The sequence below is a fragment of the Nocardia sp. genome (genome assembly GCF_025465275.1).
Classification (GTDB): Bacteria; Actinomycetota; Actinomycetes; order Mycobacteriales; family Mycobacteriaceae; genus Nocardia.
On record NZ_JAODNK010000010.1, the window covers coordinates 19,821 to 35,072 of the forward strand.

Here is a 15,252-nt window from a genome sequence, read left to right on the forward strand (position 1 = left end):
CCTGCCGTTTCGCCAGTCTGTTCGACGAGCCTAGCGGTGCGAGCCGACAGAGCGGGGGAGGCGCCAGCCGTCGGCAGCGGCACGAGGGGTCCTGACAGCGTGTTGTGCGCGACTTGGCAGCGGCCGCACGGAAGCTGGGATCGTCCGAGTCGCCCACGGCCCGAAGGAACTGATCAATGTCCCGAGCTGCTTGTTCGCCGAATCGTGCGGTGTGGTCACGTCGGCTGTGGTTGCTTCCGGCGGTGTCGTCTCTGGTGGTGGGGCTGGCCGCGTGCACCTCGACCACGACGACCCCGGACGCCACCACGACCCAACTGACGAAACTGGCGCGGCAACTGGTGGACGCCGGTGCGCCGGGTGTCATCGTGCGAGTGACCGATGGCCATGGCAAGACTGTCGAAATCGCCGAACAGGCCCCATGGACCCAGCCGGACGGCAAGCTCGACGTTGGCGACGAATTCCGGATGGGTTCCAACACCAAGACGCTGCTGGCCACTCTCACACTGCAATTGGTCGCGGAGGGCAAGCTCGCTTTGACCGACCCGGTGCAGCGATGGTTGCCGGGTCAGGTTCCGAACGGCGAGGCGATCACGCTGCGAATGTTGTTGAACCACACCAGCGGGCTGTTCGACTACACCAATGACCCGGCTGTCCTGGCCTCGATGCTGGGCAAGGATCAGCGACAGTGGGCCTCGGCAGAGCTGATTGCTCTTGCGACACAACACGAGCCGCTGTTCGCTCCCGGGACCGAGTGGTCTTACAGCAATACCGACTACACCGTGGTCGGCGCACTATTGGAGCAGGTGACCGGCAAAAGCCTTGCCGCACTGATCCATGACCGAATCGCCGCACCACTGCACCTGCAGCACACCTATTTCCCCGCCGACGCGACCTGGCAGGGCCGCTACGCCCATGGCTACGAACCGGATCCGGCTCACATGCCTGCGGACGTTCCCGCCGAGTATCGAGAGGTGACGGGTTCGCCCCGTGACGGCTACGTGGACGTCTCCGCTAACAACCCGAGCTGGGGCGGCGCGGCAGGCGCGATCGTCTCCACGGCCCAGGACTGGCCCGTCTTCTACACCGCGCTGATGTCTGGAAAGCTTTTGCCCGCAGCCCAATTGGCGGAAATGCGCACCACGGTATCGATGGATCCGGACAACCCTCAGGCTCCCCGCGCAGGCCTGGGCATCCAAACGGCCTCAACGTCCTGTGGAACCATCTGGGCCCACGAGGGTGGCATCACCGGCTACTCCAGCGTCAATCTCACCGACGACACCGGCCAGCGCTCCGCCAGCGTCCTGGTCCCCACCGACTTCCCCTTCGAATTCGCCGGCGATCCGAAACTCTCCGAGGCATACAAGACCCTGTACACCTCCACACTCTGCGTCATGTTCGACAAACCAGCCGAACAGAACCCCAACTGAGTATTCAGCTGCGGCGCACCGGAACCGCGCTCACTGCAGGTCGGAGAAGTGCACGTCGCGAGCCGCGGCGGTCACGTGGAGACCATCGGCACTCGGCTGGATGGCCGTCAGCTGCGCACCGAGCGGCAGCCGCTGCAGCGGCACGGTGAAGGTGAGCGTTTGGCGCAGCATTGCCAGCGGAATCGCCGGCCCACCCGCCGCGGCCTGCACCGAGACCGGTGTCACCTCGATCCCGTCGGTGGTCGGCGCGACGGTGACGACGACTGTCGCGGGCACCGAAATGCCCTCCACCGAGAATGTTCCCGCAACGCGCAGCCCCTCCGGGCTGTTGGAGATCGACTCCACCCCCGACGGCGCGAAGCCCTTCACGGTGTCATAGGGAACCACGGCCGTCGCCGTGGCCGTGGCCGCGACCAGGTTCGATGTGCGGTTGTGCAGCAGGTCGGTCAGCGGCGCGGACACGTCGGTCAGCTTGACATCGAGATTGTGGACAGTGAGGTTCTGCCCGCTCCAATCGCCGACACGGATCCCGATGTCCCGATATTTGCCGTCAACGGCCTGGGTCAAGAACGGCACGCCGCCGATCGTGACACTCGGTTGCTGCGGAAGGTTGTAGTCGGCAGCGATCTTGCGCCCGATCTCGTTCTGCGCCATCCCCACCGCGACCCGGTCGCCGATAACCACCCCGATCCCCAGCAGCACGATCAGTATCAACAATCCGCGCATGCACTCACCCGCTCAGCCATCCCACCATCATGCTGTGAATCGTGCCCGTCCGGTGCCCCCGACCCACCGCCCGGCGATGAATAGGCAAGTCAGCCTTGGTAAAAGCGGAGTTTCGGTACGTCTTGCCGGGGCGTTGGCACCGGCGGAACATCCGGTTGCAAATCAGATCCCGCTGATCCGCTCCGGCTCGATGACTGAAGACGACCCGCACCCTTCTGTACGCGCCCGCGCACCTGGAGATAGTCAACTAGTTGCCTATATGATCGTTCCGGCCTATTGTCGATCGCAAGGCGCTTCGAGCGCGACGGACGAGCAGAAGTGATGGCGGATGTGACCGGTACCTATTTCCGCTATGTCGCCCTGGGAGACAGTCAGACCGAGGGTGTCGGCGACGGCGACGATGCCACCGGCCTGCGAGGTTGGGCCGATCGGCTTGCCGGGCAGCTGGCCACCGAGAATCCCGAGCTGCTGTACGCGAACCTTGCGGTACGTGGCCGGCTGGCACATCAGGTCCACGAGCAGCAGTTACCGGCGGCGCTCGCTTTGAACCCGGATATCGCCACCGTCGTGGCCGGGGCCAACGACATCCTGCGCCCCGGTTGCGATCTCGAGGTGGTCGTCGGTCACCTCGAGTCCATGTTCGCCGCATTGACGGCACACGGCACCGTGGTGGCGACCCTGACCTTCCCCGATCTGTCGCGGATCACGCCGCTGGCCCGGCCTGTTCGGCATCGGATCGTCGAGCTGAACGAACGCATTCGAGCGGCTGCTCGACCGCACGGTGTCTATGTCGCCGAAATCGCCGGACACGACGCCGCGCTGGACCCGAGGCAATGGAGTTCGGATCGGTTGCACTGCAGCTCCCTCGGGCATCAGCGCATCGCCGACGCGATGGCTGAGGCATTGGGCCTGCCAGGCAGTGATGATGCCTGGACACGACCGCTCCCGCCCGGCCCCCGCGTCGACTCCTTGCGCGCGGTGACCACCGAACTGCGCTGGGCCGCAGGCTTCCTCGGCCCCTGGCTCGGCCGCCGTGTGCTCGGTCGTTCCTCGGGCGACGGTCGCCTGCCGAAGCGTCCGGCCCTCTCGCCGGTCGCGCCGTTGCAGGTCCGGAAGTGAATACGTCGCCGACCGCACTCCGGGTGGCGAGGTAAGCAATTTATTGACTAATGCCATTCTGATATTCTTCGGCGATGGCCCTACGCAATGCGGTGCTGGCCGCGCTTCTGGATGGTGAATCGTCCGGCTACGATCTGGCCAAAGGGTTCGATGCGTCGGTGGCCAATTTCTGGATGGCCACACCCCAGCAGCTGTACCGCGAGCTCGACCGCATGGCGGCCGACGGACTCATCGCCACCCGCGTGGTGCAGCAGGAACGCCGGCCGAACAAGCGCCTGCACTCACTGACCCCCGCAGGCCGAGCCGCTCTGCGCGAATTCATTGCGGCACCGTCCAAACCGACCGCCATTCGCGATGAGCTGATGGTCAAGGTGCAGGCAATGGCCACCGAAGACAGTCTCGCGGTACAGACCTCGGTAGCCGAGCTCGCCGCGCGGGCGACCGCGAAACTCGCACGCTACGAACGCCTTCGGCTTCGCCTGCTCGCCGGCCGCAGCGAGCAGGCCTACCTGTCCGAAGCCGAACGCATCGGCCCCTACCTGACATTGCTGCGCGGCATCGCCTTCGAACAGGAGAACCTTCGTTGGGCCCAGTTCGCACTCACGGTCATCGAAACCCGCGCGGCCTCACAACCCGAGTAATACCCGAGTCCTGGGGCGCACAACACTTCCTCTCTCGAAACTCAGGCCAGTGCTCCGAGAACGGGTCCGGGAAGGCGTTCAGCGAATCACATTGGCGCTCAACCGCCGTCACGAGAGAGTCGGTGAGATGATCTCTGCCCGTTGATCTTCGAGCTCGTCAGTCGAGACAGAACTCGTTGCCCTCGATGTCCTGCATCACCAGACACGACTCGTTGACGCCATCGGCACGCAGTAGTCGCACACGTACCGCGCCGAGCACGACCAGTCGTGCGCATTCGGCCTCGAGTGCGGCCACGCGCGCTTCACCCACGAGCCCTGTGCCGACCCGCACGTCGAGATGCAGCCGATTCTTGACGACCTTGCCTTCGGGTACCCGCTGGAAGTACAAGCGCGGGCCCACACCTGAGGGATCAACGCCCGCTGAACCCCGATGCTCGTATCCCAATACCTCGCACCAGAAACGAGCGACGCGCTCAGGTTCTGCGCAGTCGAAGGTGACTTGGATCTGTTTGACCGACGCCATCGGTCCACCATAAAGGCGGGGTCGCTAGGGGGCCATGGCCGTCGATCCCCGCACACAAGAACGTCTGGCTAGTCGTCGGGGGAGGCGCGGCGGTTGCGTTTGGTGACACCACGACGCTTCTTCGCGGCGATGCGACGTTCCTTCGCTCCGCGTGAAGGCTTGGTGGCGCGGCGAACCGGTGGTGGCGCTGCGGCAGCGTCGCGCAATAACGAGGCCAGGCGTTCGCGGGCGGCCGCGCGGTTCTGCAGCTGGGCGCGTTGCTCGGATGCGGCGATCGTGAGCACCCCGTCGACCAGCCGGGTGGCCAGGCGGTCGAGCATCCGGGTACGCAGCACCTCTGGCACCGAAGGCGAGTTGGCGAGGTCGAACGACAGCTCGACTCGGCTGTCCGTGGTGTTGACGTGCTGCCCTCCCGGACCGGACGAACGTGAGAACCGTTCACGCAGCTCGGACGCAGGTATCACCAGCGTTCGAGTCACGATCATGTCCTCGGCCATACTCGGTCCCCTGTGCTCAGTCCTCCGCCGGATGGTCTCCGTGCCGCCACCGCTCGCCCGATCGTGCTGCCGCGGTCAGCGCACGAGGGGGAGGAAGATCGTGTCGACGATCTCTTCGAGGATATGGTCCGGCGCCGAGGTGAAGGTCGTGACGAATTCATTGCGCAGCAGGTCGAAGGGGAGGGACTTGATGCGTTCGGTGAGGTGTTCCGGTGCGATCTCACCGCGGGCCACGGCGCGGTCGAAGAGTACATCGACAGCGTCCTTTCGGCCCGTGGAGAGCGGGTCGCGCAGGTCGCTGGGGTTGATTCCGGTCTCCTGGTAGTAGCTGGCCAGCTGCACACTCATGACGAGGAAAAGCTGGACGCGAGTGGCGTTGATCTCCCGCATGAGGGTGAGGACGTCGCCCCGCAGACTTCCCGTGTCGGGGACGCCGAGGCGGTATTTGCGCAGAATGTGGACGATCGTCGCCCGGATGAGTTCATTGCGATCGGCCCAGCGGCGGTAGAGAACGGAAGGGCTGGTGCCCGCGCGTTTGACGACGGCGTCCACGGTGAACCTGGCGTAGCCGCTGTCGGTGAGCTCGTCCCAGGCCGCGTCGAGCAGCGCCTTCTCCAGTTCGGCTCCGCGGCGTCGCTCGGGCATCTGCAATTCTCCTTTGGATAGAGTTGTCTATCTTATCTTAGCGCGGTACCGTGGCGGCAATAAGATAGAACTCTCTACCTTAAGGAGCTGTACGTGAACGCCCGCGTTGCCCAGCCATCCCTCGCCGCAGACCCCGACCGCATCGACCCGGCACTGCGGCGCATGACCTTCACCCTGATCATCGGCGCGCTCGCCGTCATCTTCGACACCACGATCATGAGCGTCGCCATCAACAGCCTCGCCGGGCAGATGCACGCCTCGCTCGGCACCATCCAGTGGGTGAGCACCGCGTACCTGCTGGCCCTGGCCGCCACGATGCCGGCGGTCGGGTGGGCGCAGTCGGTCCTGGGCGGCAAACGCCTGTGGATCGCCGCCCTTGGCATGTTCCTCATCGGGTCACTGCTGTGCGCCGCGGCGTGGAATGTCCCGAGCCTCATCGCCTTTCGCGTAGTCCAGGGCATCGGCGGCGGCATCATGATGGTGCTGATGACCACGCTGATCATGCAGGCCGCCAAGGGCCGCAGTATCGGCAAGGTCATGTCCCTCATCACCGTGCCCACCGCCCTGGGTCCGGTCCTGGGCCCGGTCCTCGGCGGCATCATTCTGCACCTGGGCGACTGGCGCTGGATCTTCCTGTTCAATGTGCCCTTCTGCGTCATCGGCGGTTACCTGGCCGCGCGCAACCTCCCCGCCGACAGTCCCCGCCCTGGTTCCCGCGCCCGCCTGGACATCGTCGGCATGCTGCTGCTGTCGCCCGGCATCGCCGCCGTCATCTACGGCCTGACACAGCTCGGCGGATCCGGCGGGTTCGCGAGCCCCGAGGTGGGACTGCCCCTGATCGCCGGGCCGGCCCTGCTGGCCGGCTATGTCGGCTGGGCGCTGCGGCGCGGATCGGATGCCCTGATCAACATCCGGCTGTTCCGCCACCGCTCCCTCGCTGCATCATCGGCGCTGGTCTTCCTCACCGGCGGTGCCCTCTACGGAACCATGCTGCTGCTCCCGCTGTACTGGCAGCAGGTGCGTGGCGAGGACGCCCTCGGCGCCGCACTGCTGCTCATCCCGCAGGGCCTGGGCACCCTTGTCTCCCGGTCGCTGGCCGGCCGGTACATGGACCGCTTCGGGGCGCGCCCGGTCGCCATCGTCGCCTTCGTTCTGACCTGCGCGGCCACCGTGCCGTTCTGCTTCGTCACCGCGACCACGAGCAATATCGCGCTGATGGCCGTGCTGTTCGTGCGCGGCGCCGGACTCGGCGCGGCCATGATCACACTGATGGGCGGCGCCTTCGTCGGGCTCGAACCCGAGGAGATTCCGCAGGGCTCCAGCATCAGCCGCGTCGCCCAGCAGGTCGGCGGCTCCGCGGGCACCGCGATCCTCGCTGTGATCCTGCAGCGCACCGCCACCGGCGCCCACACCCCCGCAGCCCTGGCCTCGGGTTTCGGCGCCGCCTTCTGGTGGGCAACCGCGTTCACCATCGCGGCTGTCCCGCTCTGCCTCCTGCTTCCGGGCCGACCCAACCCGCAAGCGCAGGACCAGGACGCCACGCCCGATGCAGAGCCCGCCCAAGTCTGAGCTTGAGATTTAAGTGCGCCACGAGCGCGGAAGGGAAGGTCCCATAGGTAGGTGACCTTGCTGGATGCGGTGCTGTGCAGGACAAGTCCGGGCTACTCGGCTGGGCTTCGGGCTATTCCTAAAATTCTTCGGTCTGCAGGCTCGGTTTCCTTTAGACCCGTCGTCCCTTATCGGCCGGTCCGCATCGGTTCCGCTAGTCCCAGAACGCGGGTCAGCAGCACAATAAGACTGTCTCGATCGGTCGCCGATAGTGCGTTGCACAGATTGTCCTGGACCGCGCTCAGCGTCACGTCCCATTCGTCGAGTCGCCGTCGCCCCGCTTCGGTGAGCGTGATCAGGTTGCGGCGTCGGTCGGTGGGATCTGGTGCACGTTCCACGTGACCTTGCTCAGCCAGTTCGGCGACCATGGCGTGCATGTCGCTCTGGTCGATTCCACACCGCTGGCCGATCTGCACTTGACTGCTCGGGCCGAACTCCTCCACCGCGGCGAGGATCGCGAAGTGGTAGGCGTGGGCGCCCGCAGTGGCCATCGCTTCTTTGACGAGCTGATGTGCCCTTGTCGAAGCCTTGTTGAGCAGCCAGCTGGGTTTGCTGCGCAGTCGGGTGGGGGCGTCCATCTCCATGAACGAATTCTAGCCAATCGCTTGGTCGCTCCCACTAATTCAGCTATCCTTGGTCGAACCAAGCTTGGTTGATCCAAGGATAATGGAAGTTGGAAATATGTCACTCACTCTGAACGAAGCTCGGGCAGTCAGCCTTCGTGTGCGCGAGCATGCCGAAGCGCTCGGTGTGCAGGTCACGGTCGCGGTCGTCGACGGCGGCGGGCACTTGCAGGTTCTCGATCGCATGGACGGGGCGTCGCCGCTGTCGGCTCGCGTCGCTCCGGCCAAGGCGTCAAGCGTCGCGCTGTTCCGTCGTGACGGCGCTGACCTGATGAGGATGCAGCAGGCGTGGCCTGTCGTGTTCGCGCAGATAGATCAGGTAGCAGGGATGCCCATCATCGCCGGCGCGGGCTCTCGGCTGATCCGGCGCGGCGATGTTGTGGTCGGCGCGCTCTCGGTCAGCGGAAGCTCACCCGAGCAGGACGATGAGTGCGCCGACGTTGGGCTTGGTGCCCAAACGCCCTCTACGTCAACACCGGTGCCCGCTCGAGCAAGCTACGCCGAGTAGCAGAAACAGCGAATGTGCCGTAATGCACTGGCCTCCAGTGCATTACGGCACATTCCAGATAGCGGGGTTCACCGGAACCCTGCACGGAACAGCGTGGATCGCTATTTTCGACCGGAACGGCCGTCAGTCCGGCGATTTTTCCGGAGCGCATGACGTCGGGTTGCCGATGGTGTTCATCTCGTCCGTGGTCGCCTCCCGCGGAAAGCGCCACGGATTTCCTTCGGGGGCCGATGCCACGTGGCCGGGGCCATGGCTGGATTTCACCCGCCAATGGTTCCTGTAGACGCTGCCGTCGAATTTGACATTGAATGGGCCACGCCCACTCTGACTGCTCCACGCTTCGACCATCTCTACTCCTCACCCTGTCAACAGCATCCGACCGTCCCCGCCGATCATGGGCTCTACCGCCCGCTCAGGTCTACGGAATCGCCTCAGAAACGACAACGGTTGTGTAGTGGATGCGCCGCCGCCCGGGTCACCGGTGGTCGCATCGGCGGCGGCGACGGCCGGCGCTGATGCGAGCGCACCGGCCATCAGAACTGCGGCGAGAATTCGACTGGAGCGGGGCACGAGTGAAGTGGACAACAGCTCTCCTACGACCATCCGGGCCGCCGCGGACCGGCGCACCCTCAACCCGAATCAACCAGGCGAGGGTGCGAGGAAGGTCGAACTTCGGTGCCAATCTGCTGTGAATCCCACACAATTGGACTATCGCGTCGGCTCGGCCGCGCGCCGTCCTCGTCTGCTGCGCAGCCACCGAGCCGCCCGGAAGGCCAACCAGCCCAGCCCGATCAGCAAGATCAGCACCGCGATGAACGCCACCACCGGCACCACCAGCGCCAGAATCGTGAGCACCAGCGAGGTTCCGTCCTCGGCGGTGGAAACCACCGGATTCCCCAGTCCTGCAGTGGTTCCCGTGACAAATGGTCGCGCCACCGACCGCCCGACATGCACACTGCCGGCAGTGACAGCCCCGAGCACAGCGGCGACGGCAGGCGACAGATGCGAGGACAGACTGGTCTCGGCCGTGAAAAGTATCGCCCCGGAGGTCGGCGCGACAAGAGTTCCGATGCCGTGCAGAACCGAATCCAGCGCCGGAATCTTGTCCCCGACAAGGTCGAGGAGGAACACCACGCCGATCCCGATCAATGCCGGAGTCGATGACAGCCAGCCGTAGGAGCTCCCCAGATCGATCCATCCGATCCGATCGGCGGCCCCCACGACCAGCAGCGGCAACCAGGCATTGAGCCCCGCTGCCCCCGAGAGCCCGAAGGCGCCGAGTATCGCCGCGACGGCCGATGTGATCTCCATGCCAAGAGTGTGACGCCACGGCCCGAATCGGGCCGACATTTAGCGCCGCGCCCCGGCCACCCGATACACCGAGCTCACCCTCACCTACCTCGCCGCAATTGTCCTGTGCGCATGCGTCACCTGGGGGAGTCGACCACCAGCACGAGCTTCCCGCGCACGTGACCGTCCTCGCTGACGCGTTGCGCCTCCGCGACCTCGGCCAGCGGGAACATCTGCGCGACCGGGAGCGAGAAGTGCCCGGACTCGACCAACTCGCCGATCTCGCCGAGCACGTGCACCGCGCGCCCGCCATCTCCGCGACTGAACGTCACCCCGTACTCCTGCGCGCCGGCGAAGTCGGCGATCGTCACCACGTGCTCCGGCCCGCCCGCGAGCCCGATGAGCTCGGGTAGCACGCCGCTCCCGGCGACATCGAGCGCGGTGTCGACACCATCGGGCGCGAGCGCGCGAACCCGCTCGACGAGGCCCTCGCCATAGGCGACGGGCACGGCCCCCAGCGCGCGAAGGTACTCGTGGTTTGCCGCACTGGCGGTGCCGATCACGCGCACTCCACGTGCCACCGCGAGCTGAACCGCAGCGCTGCCAACACTTCCGGAGGCGCCGTTGATAAGCAGCGTGCCGCTCTTGACACCGAGCTGGTCGAGCGCGCGCGTGGCCGTCTCGATAGCGGCGGGCAGCGCGGCAGCACCGGCGAAGTCGAGCGACGGCGGAATCGGTGCGTAGTGGGACAGCACCGCCAGCTCGGCCTGGGCCATGCCCTCGTCGGAGAAACCGAACACGCGATCGCCGACGGCCACATCCGCAACGCCTGCGCCGAGCTCGTCGACAACACCCGCGGCTTCGTAGCCCAGGGTCTGCGGGAGCTCCTCATCCATCAGACCCTTGCGCTTCTTCCAGTCGCTCGGATTGATCCCGGCGGCGCGCACCGCAATCCGGACCTGGCCGGGACCTGCATGCGGATCGGGAAGCTCGACGATCTCGAGGACTTCAGGTCCCCCGAACCGGCTGAAACGGACGGCCTTCATCAATCGCTCCGATCTCGACTCGGGATATCGCGGTGGTGTGCGTACGACAGTCTGCCAGTCAGGCCGGATCGGCGATGAGCTGCAGGTATGCGGTGTCGAGGGGAATGTCGACCGCGAACCACGCTGCGGGCCGATCGTCATCGCGAGGGCACCAGGCGGTCGCGATGCACAGTCGGGCTACTTCCGTGGTGGCCAGACCGGGCAGATGCCACGCGATTCGAGCCGGATCCGCGTATCGCACACCGTATTCGGATTCATCGTCGCCGGTCGGCAGCTGGCGCGCCCAGCTGGTGGGCATGAGCCGCCCGTCCACGGCCTGCATGGCGAGCAGTTCGGAATCCGGTCCGCCGATCGACACCATGAAGTGCTCGTTCTCGACACTCACGGCCGCAAGGCATTCCCCGGAGTCCGGGCCGCCGTAGGCATCGGCGGGCAGGTCGGTCAGTTCGGCCGAGACGACCAGTCCGGACACCCGGGCCCGCGCCTGCACCTGCCAGATTCCGGCCCACACCGGGACCGGTGCGCCGCCGTCCCAGGCCGGTATCTCGATGCTTCCGATCAGCAGATCGACCGTTGCGGTGCGATGCTGCCACCGATGCAGATGCGACCCATTCGGCAAGCGCCACAAGGTATTCGGCGCAGCCGGTAGCGCGTCCGATCCGAGTGTGAGGGAGAACCCGACGGTGCCGAGGGGCGTGTCGATCACCGCTGGGCGACGGTCTGCCTGGGCCAGATGGTCGGTGGGGAGCATGCGCCCATCATGCAGGTCTGCGTTCACGCGGAATCGGTGGGTCCCGAAACTGTCGCCGCCGAAACATGGCGGTCACGGTGGCTACATCGACTGCCATAGAACAGCCACCACGGGGGCCGAATATGGGTTACGGCATCAGCTTTCATCCTGTCGATATGCCCTTGGCCGAGGAACGGGTCATGCCGTTCCTGGCCGGTCGCGGCAGACGATGCGGCGACCGTCGCTGAAACCGTTGTCCGCTACTGCAATTCGACGGTCGAGGGGGTTGATGACCTGCCTCGGACGATCACAACTCGCCGTCCGCGCGTGTGGCCGGCCTGGCTGTCGATGTGCGCTGCCGCGGCCTCGGCGAGGCTGTACGACTTCTCGACCGGGAGGTGGAGCTTCCCCCGCGAGATGAGGTCGGCAGCCTCGACGAGCGCGTCCGTGACGCTCCCGGCCACCCCGGAGAATCGGACACCGAGCTCCGGCGCACCGAGATCGGCAATCGAGATCACCTGCTGCGGATCCCCGGTCAGCTCGACGAGCTCGCGGATCACGCCCGATCCGGCCAGATCGAGAGCCGCGTCGACCCGCCCGAATTGCCGCACCCGTTCGACCCAGCCCTCGCCGTACGTCGTGGCAACGGCACCCAGGCTGCGCAGATAATCCTGGTTCGCGGCCCCGGCCGTCCCGATCACCGTGATGCCACGATCGCGGGCGATCTGCAGCACCGCCGATCCGACCCCTCCGGCCGCACCGCTGACCAGCAGCGTCTGCCCGGACCGCACACCGACCTGGTCGATGATGCGCAGCGCGGTCTCCACCACCGAGGGGTACCCGGCCGCCTCTTCGAACGTCAGCCCCTCGGGCATGCGGGCCCAGGCCGACAGCACGGCGAACTCCGCACAGGTGCTCGACCCTTCGCCGAACACGTGGTCGCCGACCTCGATTCCTTCGACGCCCGCACCGACCTCGTCCACCACCCCCGAGGCGTCCAGCCCGACTCCGGCGGGCAACTCGATCGGATGGACTTTCTGGAACTGGCCTTCACGGATCCGCCAGTCGACGGGGTTCACGCCCGCCGCTCGCACAGCGATGCGTACCTGACCTGATCCCGCGTGGGGCTCCTCGGCGTCCACGAGTTGCAGAACGTCCGGACCGCCGAACTCGGCGAAGCTCACCTTCTTCATACGATCGACGGTAACACTAACGGTTAGTGTTTTGAACCAGCTACAGATTTGTATCTGATAGCATCAACCGATGACCGTGCCGTCCGGCCGTCGTGAGCGCAAAAAGGCCGCGACCCGCCAGAACATCGCCGACACCGCCCTGCGGCTCTTCCTGGAACGCGGGTACGACGCGGTGGGCATCCGTGACGTGGCCGCCGAGGCCGACGTGGCCGTCACCACGCTCTTCTCCCACTTCGCCTCGAAAGAGGCCCTGATATTCGAGCGAGACGAAGACTTCGAGCACCGCCTCGCGCAAGCGGTCACCGCCCGGTCACCGCACGAGCCGCTCATCCCCGCCCTGCGCCACGAGATCCAGGCCATGGTGCGACACTGCGCATCGGACACCGCCGCCCCGATCTGGCGCATGATCGACGAATCACCTGCCCTGCGGACCTACGAGCAGTCGATGCGGCTGCGTCACGCAGACTCCCTGGCAACAGCCATCGCCGCCGATCTGAACCTGCCGGAGCCGACAACGGCCTGCCGGACCATCGCGAGATTTGTGGTCGACTCCCATTCGCTGGCCCGTGAGGCGGCCGATCCGGACGCCGCAGTGGACGAGATCTTCCGGATGATCGAGGCGGCCTGGGACGTCGCTTCGCTTCTCCCGCAACGCATATAGCCGCAGACTGCCACCCTACTTCCGCAACACAGCCCGCAAAGCTATGGAGAGGAAGGCAACGCCAACACATGCCTGCGCATAGTGAATCGACGTCCTATCGCCCAGCCCGCGTGTGAAAACGTAGTAGAGGCACAATGCCATCAGTACGGCACATATGACTCCGGCAACCAAACGTACCCACCGGGTCCCCCGAGAGCTCATACCCGTGAATCCTAGTGCGTCAAGATGTTTCGGCCATGCCCCGAGCGCACGTGCCCCGCAGTCGCAGCAGATGTTCCGAGCCCCAACGGGTCTGGAGCTACGTTCCCGCGACCGCCGATCGATCGCTGGCGTGATGGGGCGGCCGCACCGGGTTGGTGGGGAGAGGCGACGTGTAGCCGGAGGGTGATTATCGGCGAACAGTAGGCTGGCGAAGGACTGAGAGGTGCGTCCGCTGGATGCAGCGGAGGTGAGAGGGTTCGATGATGCGGTTGCCGAGTGTGCTGTGGCGTGAAGCCGAGCGCAGAATCACCGTGCAGCCCGATGCCGCCATGATTTCCGACCTGAATCTCGAACGCGTCTTTGCCGAAATCGCGGGGCCGGGTAGCAGCGAATCGGTCGATCATCTCCTGCGCACGCCACTGCTGCACAGCGAGGATGTCGAGTACCGCCGGGAGGTCTTCCAGGACCTTTCATCGCTGGCCCTGCGTGCGCAACTCGAGGCGTTTTCGCGGTCGATGTCGAATATCCGGCAGCAGCTTTCCGAATTGCCGACGGTCCGCCACACGGTCCTCAGGTGCCGGCTTCGCCTGGATGTCTTGCATGCCTATTGCCAGACCGTGCTGACCCTGCGTCAGGGCCTGGATGGAGTGGTACTCGAGTCGCGTGGGCTGGCGGCGTGGCGAGATTACTTGAATATCTATGTCGCCCGTGCCGAGTTCGGAGAGCTCGTATCGGGATGTGAAGAGGTACTCGCCGGCCTCGGGGAAATCCGTTACTCGATGCGAATCGACGATCATCGGATAGTGATCGGTGCGGCCAGTGGCGCGCCCGATTACGCCGCGGCAGTCGAGCGTGTGTTCGAGCCGTTCCTGCGCGGCTGGGCGCCTGCCGGTCTGGACGGCATTCCGTGGTCCACGAGCGTGCACCCGGTCGAGGAGCGTGTTCTCGACGAGCTTGTTCAAATATTTCCGCGCCCGTTTCGCCGGATGATCGAACACTCCGAGTCCGGCGGTGAATTCATGGATCCGGTGATCGATCGGGTCGATGATGAACTTCAATTCTACTTTTCGTATCTCCATCTGGTCGATAAATTGTCTGCCCGCGGCTTGGAGTTCTGCCTTCCCGAGGTTACCGATTCGTTCGACAGCATTCGAGTGCAGGGCGCGTACGATTTGGCGCTCGCCTTGAAATGTGTCGACGAAGGCGAGGTGCCTGTCGCCAATGACTATCATCTTTCCGGCAGTGAACGCATCATCGTGGTTACCGGCCCGAACCAAGGCGGCAAGAGTACTTTCGCTCGAATGTTCGGCCAGGTGGCCTATCTTGCGGCTCTGGGCTGTCCGGTTCCGGCGCGTCGAGCGAGAATAATGCTCGCCGACGGAATACATACTCATTTCGAGAGGCGTGAGGAATCGTCCGACGCGGCAGGCAAACTTCAGAGTGAGCTGACGGCGATCAATGAAACACTCAAATACTCGACCGACCGCACAATCATCATCCTGAACGAGAGTTTCAGCTCGACCACCACCGTGGATGCGCAGCATATCGGGGAAAAAGTCCTGAGAAAAATATCGGAGCGTAAATCCATCGCAATTTTTGTGACATTTCTCGACGAACTATCGGGGTTGGATGGCGTCGTGAGCATGGTTGCCGGCATCGGCGACGATCCGACGCTCCGGACGTTCAGGTTGGAACGAAAACCGGCGGATGGCCGGGCATATGCGGTGGCCCTGGCAGATCAGTTCGACCTGTCCTATGACGCCATTGTCGGGAGGGTGGCACGGTGAGGGTGAATCTCCTCGGGCCGGCCGGGT

At 65.2% G+C, this 15,252-nt stretch carries 17 protein-coding genes; 7 read left to right on the forward strand and 10 right to left on the reverse strand.

Going from position 1 to position 15,252, the window contains the following annotated elements; all coding sequences use genetic code 11:
* Positions 1-176: 176 nt before the first annotated feature.
* Positions 177-1,427, forward strand: coding sequence for a serine hydrolase domain-containing protein (locus JWN03_RS02935; protein WP_297609272.1), 1,251 nt, complete (start codon positions 177-179; stop codon positions 1,425-1,427).
* 30 nt (positions 1,428-1,457) lie between these two features.
* On the opposite strand, the gene JWN03_RS02940 is transcribed toward JWN03_RS02935, so the two are convergent.
* Positions 1,458-2,153: an LmeA family phospholipid-binding protein gene (locus JWN03_RS02940; protein ID WP_297609274.1), complete on the reverse strand. Its 696-nt coding sequence runs from the start codon at positions 2,151-2,153 to the stop codon at positions 1,458-1,460.
* 321 nt (positions 2,154-2,474) lie between these two features.
* On the opposite strand from JWN03_RS02940, the gene JWN03_RS02945 reads away from it, so the two are divergent.
* Positions 2,475-3,272 (forward strand): SGNH/GDSL hydrolase family protein, encoded by a 798-nt coding sequence (locus tag JWN03_RS02945; protein ID WP_297609276.1) that lies wholly within the window; start codon positions 2,475-2,477, stop codon positions 3,270-3,272.
* A gap of 74 nt (positions 3,273-3,346) precedes the next feature.
* On the forward strand, positions 3,347-3,913 hold the full coding sequence (locus JWN03_RS02950; RefSeq protein ID WP_297609278.1) for a PadR family transcriptional regulator: 567 nt from the start codon (positions 3,347-3,349) through the stop codon (positions 3,911-3,913).
* Positions 3,914-4,070: 157 nt separating this feature from the next.
* On the opposite strand, the gene JWN03_RS02955 is transcribed toward JWN03_RS02950, so the two are convergent.
* The 3 genes from JWN03_RS02955 to JWN03_RS02965 all read right to left on the reverse strand — a co-directional run bounded on the left by JWN03_RS02955 (position 4,071) and on the right by JWN03_RS02965 (position 5,578).
* Entirely contained in the window at positions 4,071-4,436 is a 366-nt protein-coding gene (locus JWN03_RS02955; RefSeq protein ID WP_297609280.1) for a VOC family protein, read from the reverse strand.
* A gap of 68 nt (positions 4,437-4,504) precedes the next feature.
* Positions 4,505-4,933, reverse strand: a complete 429-nt coding sequence (gene arfB, locus JWN03_RS02960; RefSeq protein WP_366914360.1) for an alternative ribosome rescue aminoacyl-tRNA hydrolase ArfB — start codon at positions 4,931-4,933, stop codon at positions 4,505-4,507.
* Positions 4,934-5,008: 75 nt separating this feature from the next.
* Positions 5,009-5,578 (reverse strand): TetR/AcrR family transcriptional regulator, encoded by a 570-nt coding sequence (locus JWN03_RS02965; RefSeq protein ID WP_297609283.1) that lies wholly within the window; start codon positions 5,576-5,578, stop codon positions 5,009-5,011.
* 93 nt (positions 5,579-5,671) lie between these two features.
* On the opposite strand from JWN03_RS02965, the gene JWN03_RS02970 reads away from it, so the two are divergent.
* Positions 5,672-7,147 (forward strand): MDR family MFS transporter, encoded by a 1,476-nt coding sequence (locus JWN03_RS02970; RefSeq protein WP_297609286.1) that lies wholly within the window; start codon positions 5,672-5,674, stop codon positions 7,145-7,147.
* 167 nt (positions 7,148-7,314) lie between these two features.
* On the opposite strand, the gene JWN03_RS02975 is transcribed toward JWN03_RS02970, so the two are convergent.
* Positions 7,315-7,770, reverse strand: a complete 456-nt coding sequence (locus JWN03_RS02975) for a MarR family winged helix-turn-helix transcriptional regulator (protein ID WP_297609289.1) — start codon at positions 7,768-7,770, stop codon at positions 7,315-7,317.
* A gap of 97 nt (positions 7,771-7,867) precedes the next feature.
* Here JWN03_RS02975 and JWN03_RS02980 point away from each other — a divergent pair, with 97 nt between their 5' ends.
* Complete coding sequence (locus JWN03_RS02980; RefSeq protein ID WP_297609291.1) at positions 7,868-8,317, forward strand: GlcG/HbpS family heme-binding protein; 450 nt, start codon at positions 7,868-7,870, stop codon at positions 8,315-8,317.
* Positions 8,318-8,440: 123 nt separating this feature from the next.
* On the opposite strand, the gene JWN03_RS02985 is transcribed toward JWN03_RS02980, so the two are convergent.
* The 5 genes from JWN03_RS02985 to JWN03_RS03005 form a co-directional block, all read right to left on the reverse strand.
* Positions 8,441-8,665, reverse strand: a complete 225-nt coding sequence (locus tag JWN03_RS02985) for a hypothetical protein (RefSeq protein ID WP_297609294.1) — start codon at positions 8,663-8,665, stop codon at positions 8,441-8,443.
* Positions 8,666-9,025: 360 nt separating this feature from the next.
* Entirely contained in the window at positions 9,026-9,628 is a 603-nt protein-coding gene (locus JWN03_RS02990) for a DUF4126 domain-containing protein (protein ID WP_297609296.1), read from the reverse strand.
* A 116-nt stretch (positions 9,629-9,744) separates the two neighbouring features.
* On the reverse strand, positions 9,745-10,653 hold the full coding sequence (locus JWN03_RS02995) for an NADP-dependent oxidoreductase (protein WP_297609298.1): 909 nt from the start codon (positions 10,651-10,653) through the stop codon (positions 9,745-9,747).
* Between the two features lie 58 nt (positions 10,654-10,711).
* Positions 10,712-11,431: a hypothetical protein gene (locus tag JWN03_RS03000; protein WP_297609301.1), complete on the reverse strand. Its 720-nt coding sequence runs from the start codon at positions 11,429-11,431 to the stop codon at positions 10,712-10,714.
* Positions 11,432-11,643: 212 nt separating this feature from the next.
* Entirely contained in the window at positions 11,644-12,576 is a 933-nt protein-coding gene (locus tag JWN03_RS03005; protein WP_297609304.1) for an NADP-dependent oxidoreductase, read from the reverse strand.
* Between the two features lie 70 nt (positions 12,577-12,646).
* Between JWN03_RS03005 and JWN03_RS03010 the strand changes: the two genes are divergently transcribed.
* On the forward strand, positions 12,647-13,237 hold the full coding sequence (locus JWN03_RS03010) for a TetR/AcrR family transcriptional regulator (RefSeq protein ID WP_297609307.1): 591 nt from the start codon (positions 12,647-12,649) through the stop codon (positions 13,235-13,237).
* A 461-nt stretch (positions 13,238-13,698) separates the two neighbouring features.
* Entirely contained in the window at positions 13,699-15,225 is a 1,527-nt protein-coding gene (locus tag JWN03_RS03015) for a MutS-related protein (protein WP_297609310.1), read from the forward strand.
* The last annotated feature ends 27 nt before the right edge of the window (positions 15,226-15,252 follow it).